This is a genomic window from uncultured Acetatifactor sp. (assembly GCF_948601915.1).
GTDB lineage: Bacteria > Bacillota > Clostridia > Lachnospirales > Lachnospiraceae > Acetatifactor.
On record NZ_CAPDXS010000052.1, the window covers coordinates 1 to 20,481 of the forward strand.

Annotated in this window: 15 protein-coding genes; 3 read left to right on the forward strand and 12 right to left on the reverse strand. The window is 56.3% G+C overall.

Going from position 1 to position 20,481, the window contains the following annotated elements:
• The first annotated feature begins 299 nt into the window (after window positions 1–299).
• Window positions 300–1,163: an AraC family transcriptional regulator gene (locus tag Q2B33_RS10725; RefSeq protein ID WP_300565501.1), complete on the forward strand. Its 864-nt coding sequence runs from the start codon at window positions 300–302 to the stop codon at window positions 1,161–1,163.
• A 321-nt stretch (window positions 1,164–1,484) separates the two neighbouring features.
• Window positions 1,485–2,144 (forward strand): helix-turn-helix domain-containing protein, encoded by a 660-nt coding sequence (locus tag Q2B33_RS10730; RefSeq protein ID WP_300565499.1) that lies wholly within the window; start codon window positions 1,485–1,487, stop codon window positions 2,142–2,144.
• 97 nt (window positions 2,145–2,241) lie between these two features.
• Here the strand turns inward: Q2B33_RS10730 and Q2B33_RS10735 are convergent, their stop codons facing one another.
• The 12 genes from Q2B33_RS10735 to Q2B33_RS10790 form a co-directional block, all read right to left on the reverse strand.
• Complete coding sequence (locus tag Q2B33_RS10735; RefSeq protein ID WP_300565497.1) at window positions 2,242–2,907, reverse strand: hypothetical protein; 666 nt, start codon at window positions 2,905–2,907, stop codon at window positions 2,242–2,244.
• 46 nt (window positions 2,908–2,953) lie between these two features.
• Window positions 2,954–4,003: an SGNH/GDSL hydrolase family protein gene (locus Q2B33_RS10740; RefSeq protein WP_300565495.1), complete on the reverse strand. Its 1,050-nt coding sequence runs from the start codon at window positions 4,001–4,003 to the stop codon at window positions 2,954–2,956.
• A 72-nt stretch (window positions 4,004–4,075) separates the two neighbouring features.
• Entirely contained in the window at window positions 4,076–4,450 is a 375-nt protein-coding gene (locus tag Q2B33_RS10745) for a putative toxin-antitoxin system toxin component, PIN family (protein ID WP_300565493.1), read from the reverse strand.
• Window positions 4,451–4,456: 6 nt separating this feature from the next.
• Window positions 4,457–4,753, reverse strand: a complete 297-nt coding sequence (locus Q2B33_RS10750) for a type II toxin-antitoxin system RelB/DinJ family antitoxin (protein ID WP_289765655.1) — start codon at window positions 4,751–4,753, stop codon at window positions 4,457–4,459.
• A gap of 186 nt (window positions 4,754–4,939) precedes the next feature.
• Window positions 4,940–6,529 carry an MBOAT family protein gene (locus tag Q2B33_RS10755; RefSeq protein ID WP_300565489.1) on the reverse strand — a complete coding sequence of 530 codons (1,590 nt, stop codon included), beginning with the start codon at window positions 6,527–6,529 and terminating at the stop codon, window positions 4,940–4,942.
• Window positions 6,530–6,588: 59 nt separating this feature from the next.
• The gene (locus tag Q2B33_RS10760; RefSeq protein WP_300565487.1) at window positions 6,589–6,819 is read right to left on the reverse strand and encodes a phosphopantetheine-binding protein; all 231 of its coding nucleotides are present in this window, start codon (window positions 6,817–6,819) and stop codon (window positions 6,589–6,591) included.
• 32 nt (window positions 6,820–6,851) lie between these two features.
• Window positions 6,852–7,100, reverse strand: coding sequence for a hypothetical protein (locus tag Q2B33_RS10765; RefSeq protein ID WP_296460211.1), 249 nt, complete (start codon window positions 7,098–7,100; stop codon window positions 6,852–6,854).
• Between the two features lie 133 nt (window positions 7,101–7,233).
• Entirely contained in the window at window positions 7,234–8,715 is a 1,482-nt protein-coding gene (locus Q2B33_RS10770) for an AMP-binding protein (protein WP_300822843.1), read from the reverse strand.
• Window positions 8,716–9,123: 408 nt separating this feature from the next.
• Window positions 9,124–9,867: an aspartate/glutamate racemase family protein gene (locus Q2B33_RS10775; RefSeq protein WP_300565482.1), complete on the reverse strand. Its 744-nt coding sequence runs from the start codon at window positions 9,865–9,867 to the stop codon at window positions 9,124–9,126.
• A 144-nt stretch (window positions 9,868–10,011) separates the two neighbouring features.
• Window positions 10,012–11,595 (reverse strand): transglutaminase domain-containing protein, encoded by a 1,584-nt coding sequence (locus tag Q2B33_RS10780; RefSeq protein ID WP_300565480.1) that lies wholly within the window; start codon window positions 11,593–11,595, stop codon window positions 10,012–10,014.
• A gap of 182 nt (window positions 11,596–11,777) precedes the next feature.
• Entirely contained in the window at window positions 11,778–15,656 is a 3,879-nt protein-coding gene (locus tag Q2B33_RS10785) for a hypothetical protein (RefSeq protein ID WP_300565478.1), read from the reverse strand.
• 189 nt (window positions 15,657–15,845) lie between these two features.
• Complete coding sequence (locus Q2B33_RS10790; RefSeq protein WP_300565476.1) at window positions 15,846–17,570, reverse strand: extracellular solute-binding protein; 1,725 nt, start codon at window positions 17,568–17,570, stop codon at window positions 15,846–15,848.
• A 478-nt stretch (window positions 17,571–18,048) separates the two neighbouring features.
• Here Q2B33_RS10790 and Q2B33_RS10795 point away from each other — a divergent pair, with 478 nt between their 5' ends.
• A complete protein-coding gene (locus Q2B33_RS10795) occupies window positions 18,049–20,385 on the forward strand; it encodes a helix-turn-helix domain-containing protein (RefSeq protein ID WP_300782694.1) in 2,337 nt (778 codons plus the stop codon).
• The last annotated feature ends 96 nt before the right edge of the window (window positions 20,386–20,481 follow it).

The window sequence follows — 20,481 nt, forward strand, 5'->3', positions numbered from 1 at the left end:
TCTTCTTCCATGGAATGCTCTTCTTCCATGGAATGCTCTTCTTCCATGGAATGCTTTTCTTTCATTCATGGCATTCACTCCTTCTTTTTTTGGTAAAAAAATGATAACATACCTTTATGCTATCGGAAAATAGCATTGTTTTGTATGTTTTATACCTTTATACCACTTTTTTAGAATTTTGTTGCAGTCAGCTAGCATTTTGGTATATAATCACGATCATAGGGTTCGCGTAGCGGTTCCTATGATATAACCACTTTTGCGATAGATTACCTAGATAATATTCCACAGAGGGTCATGTTATGAGCGAGGTAATTTTTTCCGTTTTTCCAAGTGAGAATTTTATTGACCTGGGACTCTATCAGTTCGGCTGGGAACGCTGCGACCCTTCGCATTCTTTTGGGCCGGCTGCCAGAAACCACTATCTGTTCCATCTGTGCCTGTCCGGCACAGGCAGGCTCATCGCGGAAAACCATAAAGAGGAATCGATCGAGTACCAGATCAAAAGCGGCCAAGGCTTTCTGCTGTTCCCCCACCAGGTAGCCACCTATGTGGCGAATCAGGAGCTTCCCTGGGAGTATGCCTGGCTGGAGTTCGATGGGCTTCGGGTGAAGGAGAGCCTCGCGCTGACCGGGCTGTCCCTTTCCCAGCCAGTGTACAGGGCCCGCCACAAGGACATCTTCCAGACCATGAAGGACGAAATGCTGTACATCGTGCACCACAAGGAGGAGACTCCGCTCCACCTGATCGGGCATCTCTATCTGTTCCTGGACAGCCTGGTCCGCTCCTCCACCTCGCCCTCACCCCAGGCCGGAAAGGGAGGCCGTCTGCGGGACTTCTACATAAAGGAGGCATTCTCCTTCATCGAGCAGAATTTCCAGAACGATATCTCTGTGGAGGACATCGCCGCGGCCTGCGGCCTGAACCGGAGCTATTTCGGGAAGATCTTCCACGAGAGCATGGGCAAGTCCCCCCAGGAATTCCTGATCTCCTACCGCATGACCAAGGCCACGGAGCTTTTGAAGCTGACAGACCTGTCAATTTCCGACATCGGGAATGTGGTGGGGTATCCGAACCAGCTGCATTTTTCCAGGGCGTTCAAAAATGTGTACGGGGTGTCGCCCAGGGACTGGCGGTATGCGCACGGGGGGAAGCGCCATCGTTAGCGGGGGGCTGAGAAAGGAGACCATTCGCAGAAAAATAAGGGCGGCAACCGGCGGTTGCCGAATTGCAAGCTTACGATGGTGGCTCCGCAACCGCTGTCTCTGCTACTATATAAACGGCATTTATACTGCCTAACGATTTCACTTACCGTGAAACCAGACTGCATAACGCTGACTGGTTCAATCGCATGATTACATTAGGCAGTATTCAGCGTTATGCAGTATAATCCTTGCCAGCCGCATAGCACGGCAAGTCATGCCGTTTATCCGGTTTTGGGGCAAGATTTTATTGCTACATATATCAAGCAGAAGGAGGTCGCAGGTATGGACATTGCGGACAGAATACAGAACCTGAGGAAATCCAGGGGGATATCCCAGGAGGAGCTTGCGGATAAGATAAGGGTTTCCAGACAGGCGGTTTCCAAATGGGAAAGCAAACAGAGCACGCCCGATATCGAGAAAATCATCCTGTTGAGCGATTATTTTGAAACCACCACCGATTATCTTCTGAAAGGAATCGAGCCTGTGGGCGAATCCGGGAAGCAGCGGAGCGCCGTGCTTTTCACTGTGGCGGGTACTGTTTTAAATGCAATCGGGTTGGTTTCTTCTGTCTTTATCTGGTTAGAGCGCCAGACGGTCTATGCAGTGGGGGTCGGGCTGGCCATCATGCTGCTGGGGACGGGCATATTCCTGGCGGGGCAGTTTACGGGCACAAAGGACAAGGCAAGGGCAAGACGTCTCTTTCTGCTGCCGAATGTGTGGATCCTGCCCTTTATCCCCCTGTCCTGCTGCTTCAATATACTTGACGGATGGGCGGGCGGTCTGTGGTTCTGGGGGCGGCTTGCGCCGATTCCGCTGCTTTGGAATTCTGTCAGGACATATATGATTTTCTGGGCCGGATACATTCTCCTGTGCGCTGCCGCGGATATCCTCCTGGCCCGAAAGACCAGACCCTCCTCATCACCAGGCCGTCCCTGCCCATAGCCCCCTCCTGAGACTGGCGGCATGAAAGCGGAAGAAGGCCCCTGACAGAGAAAGGGCGCAGCCCGCAGGCTGCGCCGCTGCCGGAAAAATCCGGTCTTCACTCCAGGACAGTGCTCCTGTACTCGATAGACTTCACCTCGTCGCCCTGCAGGATAAAGCAGAGCTTCATGCCGCCTTTTTCGCATACCAGCATGTTGTCCCCCTGCCTGCTCCCCTCGGGGTAGGCCTGCGTAAGCTTTTCCAGGGTATCCCCTATGGCAATGCCCTCCGGGGTGGCCACGGAATCGTCCTTCAGGACGACCATGGATATGTAGTCCTTGTCGCCGGTGGGATAGGTGTCCAGCTCGAAGCCGTTGTAGGTGTATGTCTTGTCCAGGCCCTCAAAGGCACAGCTGGCCGCCTCGAAATAGGAGACCGGCTCCCCGAGCTGCTCCAGGACCGGGGCCGCGTCCGCGTCCATTTCTATGGTGACGCCCTTTGCGGTGAACTGATAGCCCGCTCCGGATGCGGCGCCGCCCTGGCCGGAATCCTGCTGCCCTTCCTGGGTCCCGCCGTCCTGCTGCCCCTCGCCTGCCGCCTCCCCGTCTCCCGGAGCTCCGGCCCCGCCCGCCCCGGAGGTGATGTCCACCGGTTCCATATTCTGGACGCTTCCGCCGATGGTCTTCTCGTCCTCCTTGCCGCAGCCTGTGGCAAGGAGCATGGCTGCCGCCAGAAGCACGGCGCATTTTTTCATGGTGCTGGTTTTACTTTCTTTCTTTTTCATTTTGTTCTCTCCTTTGTAGTCATTGTGCCAGGTATCTGCCGGGCGTTTATTTCATGCCGTAATACCGATATTGTTCTTCCTTTTCGGCTTCATAGGCGGCAAGCTTTTCCTCCCAGAGGGCGGCCAGATGCGCTTCGCCCCTGCGGTCGGGAACGCCCAGCTCTTCTGTCAGCATCCTGCCCAGATACCGGGAGAGCTTCTCCGCCCCGGACAGGTTCATGTGCAAGCCGCCGTCGTAGGTGTCCGTGCTGTAGTCGATGCCGGTGTCCTCCCCCAGCTCCAGGAAATTGAGATAGCGCAGACCCCGCGCCGCGGCGTACTCCTCCACCTGGGCCTCCCACTCCGGATACCAGTAGGGGTAGAGGCTGGGGGCTTTTATCAGGAGGAGTTCGATTCCTTTTTCCTCACAGAGGGCGGTCATCTTGTCCAGGTATTTCCATGCGTTCTCGCCGAAACTGTAATCCCCCAGGATACGGCCCTCCGGCACGTTCTCCGCCGCCTTCACGTCCACCCGCATGTAGTAGCCGTTGTGGGAGACGGGCTTGGTGCGGAACATGTACTGCACATCGGCCCGGGTGAGTTCGCTCCATCTGGAATGGTAGCGCAGGATGGGGAAGACATAGTCCAGGAAGCTCTCCTCCTCTTTCATGGAAGCCAGGATTGCCTTCACTTTTACAGGAGACCACTCCATTCCCTCCAGGGTCATGCGGTTGTAGGCTTCCTTCTGGGACTGGTCATACTGGAGGGACAATATGTTGAACACCACCACCTCAGGGGTCTCGTAGCGCAGGGTGTCCTCCAGCAGGTAGTAGGACTGCCAGATATACTGCTGGGCGCTGCCGCGGATGTAGCTGTTGATGCCGTATTCCTGCCAGAGCACCGCAGGGGAGAAGTTCTCGTAGACCTCGCAGTCCCCTATGAAGATGACATTGTGGTCTTTTTCTTCTTCATAATATTCGGCGATGAAGGCGCCTTCTACCACATCGTCCACGTACTTGGGCACCAGCAGGCGCTGGAGCAGGAACAATGTGGCAAGGACGATGCATGCCGATGCTGTTATTTTTATGCACTTTTGTGCTTTTGTATTCTTTTTCATCCTCTTGCACCCAGTCCGTTTTTGGTATCTTCCAGTGATAATCTACTTTTCCGTGTCTGATGAGAATGGCTTTCATTCTGTGTTCCCTTCCATGATTTTTATCATCTCCGCAGGGGTTACGATGGCATCATCATCCCTCTTTTCCATGGCCACCTCATAGAAGACCAAATCATCCATATCTATCAGCACTTCTCCTGTGGGCTGCGGAAACACTTCCACCCCATACTGCCTGACCGCAGCAAGAACCACCTGTATCGCATCCTCCCGCAGATGGAATTTTTCTCTATGAAGCACCTCATCGTATTCCGTCAGGATATCCTGATGATACAGCGGAATGATTCTCCTTTCAAAAACGGCATCCAATACCTTAACCGTAGCCGAATCTTCACTCTTGGAGAGCAGTGCCGACAACAGTACATTTGTGTCAATTACAGCATAATATTCCATAGCTATCTACCTGTTTCGTTCCGCTCTAACTGCTGAAATTTCAGCATTGATTTCATCCAGCGACATTTCCGGAAGATCTGCTGCCTGTCTTCGCAGTTCGTGAAAAGCTTTTTTTGCCTCTGTCCTTGTAATCGGCATTTCAGGTAAAGTGGCTTCAAACGGAAGCCCTCGCACCATTTTGCTCCGAACCATGAACATACGGAATGCTGTAGGCAGATCCATTCCAAGGTTCTCATATATTTCAGTCACTTCCTGTTTCAACGCTTTGTCCGCTCTAAATTGAATCAAAACCTGTTCTGTCATGGCGTTTCCTCCTCGCATATATTTCGCATTTGTTCTGCATTTGCCCTACATTAACTTTGCATGTGTTTGTCATATATTATATTCTTTATGCAGAAAACTATCAATGCTTTTTCAGTGAAATTATCTGGAATACCGATTTTCTCACTCTCCTATTTCCCGATACAGCAGAACGGAATCGATTTCCCTTTAAAACTGATTATAAATAAACTGGCTGGCGTCATACCCGATGCCGTAGGCTCCCGCCAGCAGCACCGCCAGGAACAGGCCGTACCACAGCGCGAACCGCAGCGGATAGGGCTTTGCCGCAATCCGCTCCCTGACGCTGCCCTTTCTCTGGATAAGGCTTACTGATACCAAAACAAATGTCCCCACAGCCAGAATCCCGTAGTCAAGCGCCGTAAGTCCTAAGCAGAGCAGCGAACCGTCCCACAGGATGTTCCAGTTCCGGGCCGTGAACAGGGAGCCGAACATCCGGAAGGTCACCGGCACGGAGCGGTAGCAGTCGAACGTCCGCAGCATCGACACCAGCAGGAAAGTCCTGGCCACCTCAAAGGCAGCATATCCCCTCCCGCCTGCTCCGAAGCGCTGGTGGAACCTGGCATACAGGGGCTCCAGGGTCTCGGAGACCATCAGCACGGCCCAGTTCCCCAGCCCCCAGGCGATGAAATTCCAGCTGGCCCCGTGCCAGATGCCCGTGGCGAACCAGACCACGAACGAAGACAGATACACCGGCAGCCGCTTGCCCACCTTCTCCCCGAAATGGCGGCGTGAGAATTTGTTGAATTTCTGCATGAACTTGCACACGGAGATGGGGTAAAAGATATAGTCCCGGAACCATGTGCCCATGGAGATATGCCACCTGCGCCAGTATTCCTTCAGGGATTTGGAGAAAAAGGGCCGCTGGAAATTCTCCTGCAGGGTGATGCCCAAAGTCTGGGCGATTCCGATGGTGATGTCGATGCCCCCGGTGAAGTCCGCATACAGCTCCAGGGCGTAGAAGAACATCCCCACCAGCACATAAGCGCCGTGATAAGCATCCGTGTCCCCGATGATGGCGTTGACCCCCACCAGCATCCTGTCCGCGATGACCATTTTCTTGAAATAGCCCCACAGAATGCGCTGCAGTCCAAAACTTACCGTTTTTCCGTCAAATCTGTGTTCCCCATACAGGGATTCCGCCAGATCCCCGAACCGGCTGATAGGCCCCTGCACCAGTTGGGGAAAGAAGGACACGAACAGGGCGAACCGGAAAGGGTTCCTCTGTGCCCGGACTGTCCCCCGGTACACGTCGATCAGATACCCCACCGCCTGGAAGGTGTAGAAGGAAATCCCCAGGGGCAGCGCAAGGGTCAGGAAAGAAAGCCTCCCCGTCCGGCCGAATGCCCCCAGCAGCCCGTTGATGTTGGCGATGGCGAAGTTGGTGTACTTCAGCACCGCCAGGATACCGATGTTCAAAAGGATTCCCCCCAGTATCCATCCCAGGCGCACCTTTTTTTGCCTGTCCTTATAGGCCTTTTTCTCCTCTTTGGACAGCTCCGCCCTGTGCTCCTTCAGGTAGGCCGCCTGCCTGTCGGCGTTGTCCTCAATCCGGCAGGCCGCGAACCAAATCGTCACCGTGGTCACCAGGAGGTAGGGCACATATTCCGCCCCCGCCAGGAAATAGAAGAGGTAGCCGGCTCCCAGCAGCAGCCCCCACTGGCATTTCCGGGGGATAATGTAGTACAGCAAGAACAAGACCGCGAGAAATCCCAAAAATCCATACGATGTAAAAAGCATGACCGCTTCCTCTTAAGCCTGAAAACTTCCAACTAAGCTCCTGAACCAAGCTCCCAATTTCAGGCTTCTTCCTCCAGCTTTTGAATCAGGGCGTAAAGAGCCTTTGCGGAATTGAAGTTCTCGGGGAGGATGTCTTTTGCCGTAATGGCGATGTCATAGGCCTCATTGATCTCCGCGATCAGGCTGACGATGTCGAAGGAGTCCAGTATCTTGTCGTCCACCAGACGCTCCTCCGTCTCAAAATCTACGTCCGGATGTAAATCGTTCAAAATCTCCATTAATTCTTCCATGATTAGCATCTCCTTTCATCCAGTTCATTTTTTTATTGCCGGAATTCCTCTTTCTCCCTGTTTTGGGAAACCAGCTCTTTCATTGCATTATTATAAAGTTCCATTCGCTCGGCCACTCTGTCTTTTGGCGACATTTCGTAGTCGTCTAAGTCGGGAACTTTTACCGTCAGGCCAAGTATTTGGCAGATGATTTCAACTTGCCATACTTCCAGAGGAATCTCTTTCCTTTGTCCATCCACGCCATGAAGCGTTAAACCGACGCTTTCAATCACTTTTTCCATTACGATTCACCCATTTATCATTTTATGGTGTCAGTCAGCAGGTGGGATGCCGGCACGATTTCAGGCATTTCAGCGCCTCAAAATATGCGGACTGCCTGCCCACCTCTGTTTCCGGCCTATGGCCTGGCCCGCCTCACGCCCCCTCATACATTTTCTTCAGCGTCACCCGGTCGATCTTCCCGTTGGCCGTAAAGGGCAGCTGCTCCAGCCGGATGATCCGGTTAGGCAGCATGTAACGGGGCAGTTTCGTCCTCAGGACTGCAGCCATTTCTTTCTCAGAAGGGTCTCCCACATAGTACAGCACGATCTTCGCCTTCCAGGTATCGTAGATACAGGCCGCCATGCGGACGTCAGGGAGCATGTCCACATTCACTTCGATTTCCCCCAGCTCGATGCGGTGGCCCATGTGCTTGATCTGGTAATCCTTCCGGGACACGAACAGCAGCTCCCCCGCCTCATTATAGCGTCCGATGTCCCCGGTTCGGTAGATGCGCTCCGGATAGGCCGTGTTCAGGGGATTTTGGACAAAGGCCTCCGCCGTGCGCTCAGGGTCATTGTAATAGCCCAGCGTCAGCGCCGTGCCCCGGATGCAGATCTCGCCCTCCTGTCCCACCTCCGCCCGCTTCCCCTCGGGCGTCAGCAGCAGAATCTCCCGGTTGGGAAAAGGCCTGCCGATGGGAATCGCCTCGTCTTCCGCAAATTCCCGCTCCACCCGGTAATAGCAGCACATCCCCGTGCCCTCCGTGGGGCCGTAGAGATTGGTGAAAACGGCCTCCGGCAGGGCTTCCCGCCAGATGCGGAACTGCCTGATCGGGAACACCTCGCTGCCGAACGCAATGGTGTGCAGAAATTCCGGTTTTACCGTCTCAAAGGTGCCGAAAGCGCTTACCATGGTCAGGGCGGAGACCACCCAGCAGATGGTATTGATTCTGTGTCCGTTCAAATATTCCACCAGCTTCACCGGAACGGAGAAAAGCTCCCTGGGAATCAGGTAGGTGGTGGCCCCGAATTTCAGCGTGGGATACAGCTCCTTCAGGCAGGCGTCGAAATACAGCGGCGACTGGTTCCCGAAGACAGTTTCATCGTCAAATCCCAGAATCTCCGAAAGCCGCTCTATGTAGTCGATTACAGACCTGTGGCATGCCGCCACGCCCTTGGGGATTCCCGTGGAGCCGGAGGTGAAGACGATGTAAATCGGGTCTGTGTCTATGGCATTCCGGTGAATCTCCTCCAGTGCCCCGTCATCAATCCCGCACTGCGCCATCTCATGGAAGAGCACAATCTCCCCCTCCCCAATCCGGAACGTCCTGGCCGTCTCCTCCGTCTCCCGGTCGCAGATGATCAGGGGCGAGCGCACATTGTCCAGTATCAGCTGGATCCTCCCCGCGGGCATCTCCTCGTCGATGGGCACATAGAAATCGCCGCCTGCCACCACGCCGAAGAAGACCACCACGGGCTTTCTGTAGATTCCCTTTTTGTGGAGGAAGCTTCCGACGCTGCGGCTCAGGTCGTATACTTCCCGGAAGCTCAAGGCCTCCGTGCCGTCGGAGAAGGCCGTCTTTGCAGGTTTCTGCTTTACGATATGATTTAAGTAGTCCAATACATTGTTCTGCATAAGTGCTCCTTGGAATATTGCCAAAATTACCAAAAATACCGAACCATGGATGCTGAGACTAATCCGGTCAATGGGAATTTTCCCGTCCATTCCCGGATATATTTTTATACCCGAAATTCGTTTATCTCCCGGTATAGCCTGTCCGGAACTCAGGCAGCTTATATTTCCCAAACTCCCATGCGGCGCCACATCACCATACCCAAAAAGTAAAGCAATGCAGAGAATTGCCTGGGAATTCAGCGGATGCACTGGCGATGCCCACCAGGCATTCTTTCCGGACATTCGCCGGATGCACTCGCAATCCCCACCAGGCATTCTTTCCGGGCGTTCGCCGGATGCACTCGCAATCCCCAGCAGGCATTCATACCAGGCGTTCGCCGGATGCACTCGCGATGGCTCACCAGGCATTCATACTGGGCATTCGCCGGATGCACTCGCGATGCCCAGCAGGCATTCATACCGGGGATTCAGGCGGCCGCAGGTCAAAACCGCCTTCCGCGCCAGCACTTCCATCACGTCCAGGAAACCATCCCCCAGCTCAAAATCCCGCTTCACCAAAGACAGCTCCGTACAGGCCAGGATCACGGTCTGGGCCCCTGCATCGGCCAGTTCCCGGGCCACCTGCCGGAAAGCCGGAAAGTCCACCGGCCGTCCGGCCTTTACCTCTTTATAGATGATGTCCATGACCGCCTGTTGACCTGACCGGTCAGGGAGCACGGACGTAATCCCCTCCTCCGCCAGGGCCCGCTGGAACAGCCCGCTCTCAATGGTGCCGTCCGTCCCCATGATTCCTGCCCTGCGGATTCCCGCTGCCCTCAGGCTGAGCGCCGTCTCCCGGATGGCATCCAGAATGGGAATGCCGATCTCCCTTTCCAGCCTCTTCCGGAAATAATGCGCCGTGACGCAGGGAACGGCAATCATCTCCGCCCCTTGACTCCTTAGGTCAATCCCAATCTCTACCATCTGCGGCAGCGGATTCTCCTCGCTCTGGCCCAGAATGAACCTGGTGCGGTCGGAAATCCGGGGATTGCTGTGGAGCAGGATCTCCATATGCTCCTGATCCGTCTCCGCATCGCTCATCTGGGTGATCAGCTGCAGGAAATATGCTGTCGCCATGGGGCCCAGGCCGCCGATGACTCCTAATTTCTTCATATGTATACCATGCCTTTCCGTAACCTGGCTTTCCCCCCGTCCACTGCCATAGTAATCCGGATTTGTATCCTATTCCTACATGAAATTGTTTCGTAATTGTATATTCTTTCTTAACTTCCATGCAGCCCGCCGCGCCGCCGGCCCCTAATTAATCTCCGGGTACAGGGCGGGGTCATAGTCGAACGCGCCGTAATGCTCCGCATTGTATTCCATGAGCTCCGCGTCCGTCCACAGGAAGATGGTGGGATGGTCCGGCCTGGGCGTGGTGTCGAAATGATACCATCCCTCCCCCACGTCCACCAGGTTCCAGTAATGCTCAAAGCTGGTGGGGATCCTCCGGATGTCCAGATTGGGGATTCCGGCCCTGGTCAGCAGTGCCTTGGCCGCACAGGCATAGGCGTAGCAGTCCCCTTTTTTATCCACCAGACCCTCATAGGCGGCCCGGATCCAATCCCCCTTCTCCGTGTGGTTGATATAGGACACATTGCCCAGCACATAGCTGTAGATGGCCCAGGCCTTGTCCCGCAGGCTCATGTCCGGCTCGATGATCTCCTCCAGCACCGCATCGGCATATGCATACATCTCCTCCTCGCTGTACATCCTTGCCCTGACGGTCAGGTTCACTGTGGCGCTGGACTGGTTGCCCGCAAGGTCTGTCGCCGTGTAGGTGACCGGATAGACCCCCTCGGTGGTCAGGTCCACAGCCGAGGTATCCACCTCCAGCGTCACGCCCTCCTGGCAGTTGTCCTCCACAGTGACGTTTTTCCGATAGGATATGCTCTCCCCCAGAAAGTAATCCAGGTCCACCGCCCCGTGGATCACCGGAGCCTCAGTGTCCTCCCGCAGCGTCAGGCTGGCCCAGGCCGCCGTCTCGTTCCCTCCGCTGTCCCTGGCCACGATCTCCACCTCCTGGGTGCCCGCAAGGGACAGATCCGGCTCCTGGCGGAAAGAGAATGCGAGCTCCGTGGCATCCTCTGCCGACGCCACGAAATCCTCCGGCTTTCCGGGCACCTGGAGGAAGCTCTCCACGTCATGGACCTCCAGCCGGGGCGGCACAGTGTCCACCACCCGCAGCGTGGAGGCATAGGTCTCCCCGTCTATCTCCAACAGCACCTCATGGTCTCCCACCTGATTGAAATCAATTTCCGACATCCGTGTCAGAAATACGGCGTCCCTTCCCGCCTCCACGAAGCTGTGGATATCCGGCGCTTCCCCTCCGGCCTCCATGGTCACGTCCTCCGCCAGCCGGATCAGGTACAGCGTGGAATCCACCACCGTCCAGTTCCCGCCCCTGTCCGTCAGGATGACCTGGACCTCCTGCTCGCCTGTCCGGGAGAAGTCCGGCTCCTTCACATAGGACACGGTGACCTGTGTGGCGTCCGTGATGTCGGTCACAAAGGCCGATGCGCCGAAGGCCTCCCCCGCCTCCCGCATCACGGGCACGGCTGTGGCCTGGGGCGGGAGGGTGTCCTGGATGACCAGGGTGCAGCTATGGGTGAACAGGCCGCTCTTCACCCTCACCCGGTACTCCCCCGGCACCGCAATGTCGAAGGGCTGGCTGTCCTGGGTGAAGACTGCCCCGCTGTCCGCCTGCTTCAAAATGTCCGAGGCAGACACCTCGATGCCTGCCTCCACATGTACTGTCTTATACGCCAGCCCGTCCACATAAATCCAGGAGGCTGTGCTGAAAACGACAAGAAGCGCCAGGCATATGATCAGTATCTTCATACGCTTTCCGCTTCCTGCTCTTTGTCTTAAATCAAGTTTTCCATTCTTTTTCTGCATGGCTGTCGCCTGATGGCATCCTTTTCCTGTATCTTTCTTCCCGGGCCGCCCCCCTGACAGCCTGGATAGCTTTTCCTATCATAACACAAAGGTTGCCATGTTCGCAAGGATCGAATTGCTGGAGGTTATGAACGGCGCATTCCAACCTTCGGCCGGCCCTCCTCCATGCCAGTCAGGGAGACGGTTTGTACCTGTCCGTCCTTTAGCCACACTTTCACGCAGTCTGGGCCCTCTGCTTCTACCCGGTCGATGACGGATTCCGACTCATAAGGCTCTATGACCGTCAAAAATCGCCCTGTCCTGCCTCTGCTCCGCACGGCGTAGGTCTTGCGCCTCTGCCATTCGTCCCCCGCAAAGGCATCCACGCCCACGCAGGCGGTCAGCCGCACTGCATGCAGCCCCTCCAAGTCCAGGATGATGCGGCTTTCCCTCCCGTGGTCTATGGGGCTGGCTCCTACTGCATAGGGGTACTCCGTCCCTACGATTGTCACCCGGCCGCCTTTATAATCTCTGCCGATTCCCCACCCGGAGTCCACGTTTTCCATGCTGACCCGCTGTGCAATCCATCTGCTGTAGGCTCTGTAGTCTTGGCCCGCGCTGCTTTGGGCATCGCACTCCTGAGGCGCGCCGCCCTGGGTTCTGCCACACCGGGCATCACAATCCTGGGTTCCATCATACTTGGCCACACAATCCTGGAGCACGCCACCCTGTCCGAATCCGGGCTCTCCCGTACGCTCTGTATCCTGGTCAGGATTCCATGCTTCCTTCATGCATTGGCCCAGGTCGATTATGCTCCCGTCTTCAAGCTCCAGGCAGATTTCCCCCCAGAACACCCCCTGTGGCGTCCTGACAGGCTCCCCGATTTCATTGTGCATGGCACCTTGCTTCAGGGACAGCACCGCCTGGGAAGCCCCTGCCATATCCAGGGACACCTCTCCCCGGCCCAGAATCCAGCCATCGAAGGCTTCTTCCTCTGCTGTGGCTCCGTCCAATTCCACACGGTAGGACAACGGAATGGTGTATCCGTCTCCATCCGCGGCCCAGCCGTCATAAACCGCCACCCGGCCCACCATCTGCTCCGTCTCTCCAGGCCATGCCGTGTGGATGTCCATGTTCAGGATGCCCGGCTCGTTGTAGTTCGACCGGTCGCAGATCAGCCTCTCCCCCGCGTGCTCCTCCGTAAATACGGTGCGGAACCGTGCTACGCTGCCCCCCTTTACCTCATACCAGTCGCAGTCCGTGATGAACTGGGCATCGGATATGGGGTTGGAATCCATCTGCTCGGTATGCCGTATCTTTTTCACCTGTTTTCCATTTATTCCCAGGAAGCCCTTTATCTGCATCAGGCTGTCGTAGACATGCTCCCGCTCTCCCTCCACATAGTCAAAGAGCACGATATAATCATCCGTCACCGCCATGACCCGCCGCTGCAGGATGGGCTCCGTGAAGCCGGTGAGGTCACCGTATCCGGGGCTTCCCTCTCCCTCCACAATCGGCAGGAAGCAGCCGTTCATCTTACAGCGCCTGCGCAGTTCCTCCTTGGTGGCCGTCTGGCCGTCCTGGGTATAGACCATGCCGCCGTAGGGCGGGTAGGACCATTTCGCCCGCACCTCGATTCCCGCCGCCTGCAGCCCCTCTTCGCTGTGCCAGAGAATCCGCCTTGAATCCGCGGGGTTCTGCATCTTCTCGTCCACCACCACCATGTTTTTGGTCAGGGAGCACTGCACGTAGAATTTATACATGAAATGGGCATAGCCCCACCAGCAGTTCTCCGGGTTGAAGAAGCTCCTCCCGTAGCGCATGACGGAAAGCAGGTCGGTGATGTCGAAATGGCCGTGGGCATTGCCGTGGGAGCCGTAGCGCAGCACCGCTTGAATCTGCTCCCTCTGAGCCCTGCCGGGCTTCTGGCTGCGCAGGAGGGCCAGGCCGATATTGTCCGCACAGGCATTCCCCATAGGGGGCCTCTCTTTCCCGCCCGGAACCTTTTCCACGGCCTCCCCTCCCGTACTCGGCTTCTCTGTCGGATTGGCCTCCGCATAACTCTCTGACGGACAGGCTCCTGTAAGGCTCTCTCCCGGACAAATCCCTGCATGGCTCTCTCCCGAACGGGCCTCTGCATGCCCTTCCTCCGCCAGCGCCAGGGCGTGAACCTCCGGCTCCCCGAAGATGGCATCCGCCTCATTCATCGCGATGACAGCCAGATACCTGGAATCACGGTAATAGCGGTACGCCAGGTCATAGGTGGAGCCAAAGTGCGCCCCTGACAGCCTCTTCTCATCGGAATCGGCGATGCCGAACAATACGCCCCTGTAGTCCAGGAAAGGAAGCGTGGCATCGAACATATCCTTGATGCACACGGCAGGCTTGCGGTTGCCGCCCCATTTCTGATTGTACATGCCGAAATCCACTTTGGGGGCCTCTCCCCGATAAGTGGAGCTGACCTCTTTGTTGAAGGGAATGGGGAAACAGGTGTGCACCAGGTTATATCCAAAGGGCAGCAGCGCGTGGGCCGTGTGGAGCATGATGGAAGACACCCATGTATTATAGCCCACGGAGCATTCATGCCACCATCCGTCATTGAAGATGCCATAGCGGAATTGTTCGAAGATGCCGCCGCTTCCAAAGGCGAAGCGCAGCGCCCTGTCCATGTCCTGCAGGGTCAGCGCGCAGAACAGCGCCCCCTGCAGCTCCGATAGGATCCAGTTGGAGATTCGCCCATCCAGGATATGCGCATCCAGCATCTCCATGTACAGGCGGAAGCACCACTCCACGGCTTCCCGCTCCGCCTGGTTCAGCAAGCCGGAGTCGCAGATAATGTCATAGGCGATGGCAAGATGCTTGAAGAAATGCCCCTCCTGGACATAGGACTGGCTGCACCCCCGCTTCCTGGCAGGATACCCGGTCAGGGGATTGGAAAAGCGCCGGAAGAAGTCCGCCAGCTTCTCCGCGTACCTTACCTCCCCGGTCAGGGCGTACAGGTAGGCCGTGGACATAATCTGGTTCTCCGTCTTCGTCTCATAGCAGAAATCACGCCCCGGCAGAGAATCGGTGACCGTCCACCCCTCTGCCGCCTCCTGATAGCCCTGGCAGACCTGTCGGTAGGGCTTGTATCTCCTGATGTTCTCCGCCGTCTGCCGCCAGGCGGCGGCATCGTGGTAGAGATAAGGGTGGGGCAGGCGGCAGAGCGTCTTCAGCTCCACGCTGTCCTGGCAGGAGACGCCTGCTCCCTGGCCCCGCACTATAATTCGGGTATTCTCATGGCCTCCCGGCACCATGTAATCGTGCACCGTCACCGAGACCAGCAGGGGAACGCTCTCGCCGGGTGCCAGGATTATATTCTCTGTCTCCAAACGGATTTGCGCCAGAAGCGACTCCCATCCTTGGAACACCTGGTCCGCCGTCACTATCAGACGTTCAGAAGAGCAATTATATACGGTCCCCCGATATTCTATCCGTTCTCCCACAGCTCCGGCTCTGCCCCGCACCGGCATCCGGATATAGATGCCGGGCCTGCGCCGAATCGTGCATTCCACCAGCTCCAGCTCCGCGCCCTCCCAGGCAATCTCCACCGCTGTCACGAACTCCCATCTGTTCCCTTTCGCAAGCTCCAGAGGAAATGTGGTGAACGGAATCTCCGCTCGGGCATTTCCGCCCTGCAAAATCACCGCAAGCTCCGTCTCCAGCGGCTCCTGCTCCGCAAAGGCCACCCTGGCACGCAGCGTGACCATGCCCGAAACACCTTGCACAGCCCTGTCTCCATCCGAATCTCCAGGCGCGGCCCTGTCCTCGTCCGAAGCCTGTCCCGTTCCTTCCCCCTTCTCCCGCAGGGTCACTAAAATCCCATGCCATCCCACCAGATCGGCCGCGCTGTCGTTCTTTCGCACGAAACCCCAGGGATAGAACCCTTTCGCATCCTCCGGCACGGGGAAGGAGAACCGCACGCCTGTCTCTTGTGCCTCCTGCCGCCATTCTCTCCGTAAATCGATTTTCGCCTCATTCATCATTTACATTACCTTTCCCTCTTCCTTTGCGGACGCATTCCGCTGCCCCTTCCTGCCCTGTATGCCAGACCTCTCTATTATTATAAGAAGAGCAGCATGCCTGCGCAGCTGCTCTTCCTGTTGCCAGCCGTCCATTGCCCTGGGACTCATTTCATATCCTGCGCGGCAGCTTCCGGTCCGTTCCGTATTTTCTTATTTCTCGGCCAGGAACGCCGTCAGCTGCTCCACCAGAGCGTCCACCACCTGCTGCCCGCCGTTCTCCATGGCGGAAGCCGTGTTCGCGTTCAGCATCTCGGTAATCGTGTCATAGGCATTGCCATTGCCGTCTGTCTTGATGCCATGGAGCTTCACGGTGGAGACCATGTCCGTCACGGCCTTGCACTGGGCCACTGCCGTGGAGAGATCCACGTCCGTGGTGTCGAAGTGGAAGCCCAGAATCGGCAGGGAGCTGAAGCTCTCAGGATCGTATTCATACTGTCTGTAGGTAAGGGCCTCATCGTCATAAGCCGCGGAAATCAGCGCGTACTCAGGATTCCAGGTCCACCCATAGCCGCCGAAGTCAGAGCTGTAGGAGGTCAATGTCTCATAAGTCCCTTCCGTCTCCCCGTACTTGAAGTCCACTCCCTCGATGCCTAACTGGAACAGGTCATGGGCCTCCTGGGAGCCGAAGAGCCAATCCAGGAACTTCATGGTGGAATCTATCTTGTCGGAGTTGGCGGGGACGCACAGGCCGTTGTTACCGGCGTAGTCCACAGCGATGGCGCCCTTCTCCATGTTCCGGATGCCGTCATAGTATACGAAGAAGCCTACCGTGCCCTCGCCCAGGGTCTGCTCCATATCCTTTACGCCCACATAGTCGTCCAGGGTGCCCACATAGGATGCGCTCAGGCCGCTCTCGAAAGGCGTAGCCGCATCGGTACAGCTCAGGGAATCGGGATCGATGTAACCGGCCTCCTGCCACTGGGCGAACTTCTCATATCTGTCCATGCCGAAGTCCCGCTGCCAGCCCTCCGGGAAATCCTTGAAGCTCTCATCTCCGGAGCCCTCCACCGCATAGGCGATGAGCTGGTTGTCCTTGGTGTATGTCCAGATGGTCAGACCCGCCGCGGAGAACTGCTGCAGCCCCGCTTCCGCAGAACCCGGGTAGACCTCGCCCCTTAAGGAGAGCTGCTGGAAGAAGCCTCTGGCCTGGGTGGCGCCGTAGCCGATCTTGCCATTGTCCACAGCGGCCTGCCAGTATTTCTCCATGTCCTCATAGCTCTCTATCTTGCCGTCGGTGCCGATGTTCCACTCCTTGGCCCAGTCCAGCCGGTACCAGATGCACGGGATTCCGTTTCCGTATACCTCATAGAGGGGAATGTAGCACATGGAATCGAACCAGATATTGGACTCCATGGTCTCCGCGGAGAAAGCCTTTGCCAGGCCGGGATATTCCTCCGGGTTATTGAAGTATTTGGAGAGATCCGCGTAATACCCTTCCGGAGCCAGGTTCTTCAGCTGCACCCAGGAGGCGTCGAAGACCAGGTCCCACTCGGAGCCGGAGGTGATCTCCAGGTTCAGCTTATCCTTGTAGTCCGCATGCTCCACCCAGTTGATGTCCAGTTCGACGTTCAGGGTGTCCTTTGTCATTTCCAGGTATTTCTCATAGACCGCGTCCCACCCGTCAGGCTTGGGGCCCTTGTGGAGGAACTTGATCGTCACTGCTTCGCCGGAGGCGGCAGAACCGCTGTCTCCGCTTTCCTGGGAGTCTTCTTCGGAGCTTTCCTCGGAGCTCTCCTGGGAATCCTGGGAGGACTCCTGTTTGGAGCTGTCCTGGTTATCGGAAGAAGCGTTCCCGTCACCGGAGCCGCCACATGCTGTCAGGGTTCCTGCTGCCATCACTGCTGATAGTGCAAGCGCGAGCCATTTCTTTTTCATAAATATGTTTCCTCACTTTCTCTCTTTTTGCCTATATACGATGTATCAGGTACATGGTCTGCATCGGTCTGCGGAATCCGGCGGCTCTCTGCGTGGGCGCCCTCCTGCATGTCTGCGCTGCCGTTCCGCTGTAGGTGTGATTTTATGATACTATCCCTTTTTCCACATTTCAACTTCACAAAATAAAGAAAAGCATCATCTTAACGATTCAAACCGCTTGCACGGTGCAAACAGGAAATGGTATAATGTCCGCAAAGGGCAGAGTCAAATAGGCGGAGACCCAACTGCCGAGCTAGTTCGAGCAGTTGGGTATTCGACTATTTGAGGAGCGAAGCGAGCCCTAAAACCCGCCCTCCGGGTTTTAGGGCCTCTGCCCGTCCCCAGCGGAAAAACTACAATATGTAACGATAAAACAAACCACCATTAACTTTTGAACCCTCCGAAAAGAATACAAAAAAATCCAAAGGAGTACATTATCATGAGCATCAAAAATGTCATCAGGACAATGAACCAGGAATACCGCAGCAGCATCTACTATAAAAAGGTACTGTACTCCTATCTGCTGGCCACCTGCGTCATCTTCCTCCTGTTCATCATCATCGTCTTCCTGTTCATGAACAGGGACTACCGTGATACCCTGGAGGGCATGCAGGAGTATACCATCACCCAGGCCTACAATGTGAACCAGACCACCTTAAAGGATATCATCAGCTACTGCTACAATATCCTGGACCGTACCTCCACTGGCAACATCCTCTATGGAGATACCTACAGCAATGCCCTGGCGCTGGAGGCAAATGAGCTGAGCACCAGCATCCGCATGGCCAGCTCCCTGGTGAATTCCGTCTATCTCATCAATTTCCAGACGGGGACCATCCATGACCACGCGGGCCGCACTGCAATCGGCAACCACAGCGACAGCGAGATTTTCCACATCCTGGAGGATATGACCCCCAGCATACGGCCCCTGTTCTGCTATCCCCGCTACATCGACTGCCTGACGGACGGCATCATCCACCGGGATGTCCCTGTGCTCACCATGGTCTTCTATTCCACCCCCGCGGGCGCCATGGTGGTGAACCTGGATTACCAGGCCTATTCGGACATGCTATCCTTAAGCGACAGCGAATACATCGACATCGTCCTGGTCAGCAGCGCCGGGAAGGTCATGTCCGCCTCGAATCCCGACCTCTTCGGCACAGACTACAGGGAAAACGAGCTGTACCGCCGGATACAGGACTCCGCAGAGAACCGCGGCTCCTTCTCCTACCGCCAGGGGCCGGGCCGTCAGTCCGTGAGGTACATCAAGAACATCGGCCTGGGCATCACCTATATCTGCAGCCTGAACAATATGTACATCTACCCGGAGAACTCTGCCATGTCTATGCTATTCCGCTATTCCGCGGTCTACTTAGGGGTTGGCCTGGTGCTCTCCCTGCTGCTGAGCTGGATCATCTACAATCCCCTCAGACAGCTCAAGACCTACATATCCGCCCACCCGGCGCTGTCCTCTGAGGAGCCCAAGGAACCAGACGGCGGGCAGGAGACAATGCCGGGCAATGATTTCGATTACCTGTCCCAGGCCTACCAGAAGATCCTGAACATCAACACGGACCTCCAGCAGGTCAGCCATGCCTATATGAAAGACAAGAACAAGCAGTTCCTGAAGTCCCTGCTGACGGACACCTCCGGCTCCCTCTCCCAGTACAGCGCCGAGCTGGAAGCCCTGAACGCAAGCCTCCATGAAAAGGACAACCTGATTCTGCTGCTGGGCATCGACCCTCCCACAGCGGAGCAGTCCGGCATCCATGTGGAGGCCAGTCTGCTGAAATATGTGGTCCAGAACGTGACGGAGGAGCTCCTCTCCTCCACGGTGATTGTCCAGCACATTGAGACCGACTCTCCCTTTGTGGTCTTCCTGCTGAATTTCAGCGAGCCAAACACGGAGGAGATCGTCCGGCTGCTGCAGGAGGCCCAGGGCTTTATCGAGAAGCATTATAAGATCACCTTCTCCGCCGGAATCGGCGACACGGTGGAGGAGCTGACGGAGCTGTCCCTGTCCTACCAGAGCGCCTACGAGGCCTTCTCCCAGCGCTTCGTCACCGGAAACGGCTCCATCCATGCCGCAGCCGGCCTGCGCCTGGCCCCCGCCCTGGAGCAGACCTATCCCTTCGAGATTGGGGACGCCCTGTTGGGTGCCGTCAAGTCCCTGTCCCCGGAAACTGCTTCAGGATATGTACGTGATTTCGTCGGTGCAGTGCGGGACTACCGGATTGAGCAGATTCTGTGCTCCATCCTACAGCTGACTACCTCCCTGCGGCGGCTGGAGCTTATGAACTATATCGCCGCGGAGGGGGACTGGGACTACAAGGCCCTGGAGCAGAGCACCCTACAGGATATAGAAGCCAGGCTCTGTGCCCGCTGCGCCAGTGATATCGAGCAGCTGGCCAAGGCGAAGGAGGCGGACTCGGGGAAAAAGGAGCTGATAGACGAAATCCACAGGCTGGTGGAGGAGAACATCTACAATCCGGATCTATCGGTGGGATTCCTGGCGAATCAGGTGCATCTGTCCGTGAATTATCTGCGGAATGTGTTCAAGGAGAATACGGGGGATTCCCTGTCGGGCTATATCACCCAGAAGAAGCTGGCTCTGATCTGCAGCCTGCTGCTGGACACGGACATGTCCCTGTCGGAAATCAGCGACAAGCTGGGCTTTTCCACGAAGAACTACTTCTTCACCTTCGTGAAGAAGCATACCGGCATGACGCCGGGGGATTACCGGAAGAAGATGGGGAATAGCGGGGGCGAATCGTGAGTGAAAGCAGGAAAGCCCTGCTTTCGCAGAGCTTTCCTGACGATTTCTTTCAATTGCATTCGCAATCTATATATGTAGCGATTAAATCTTGCCAAA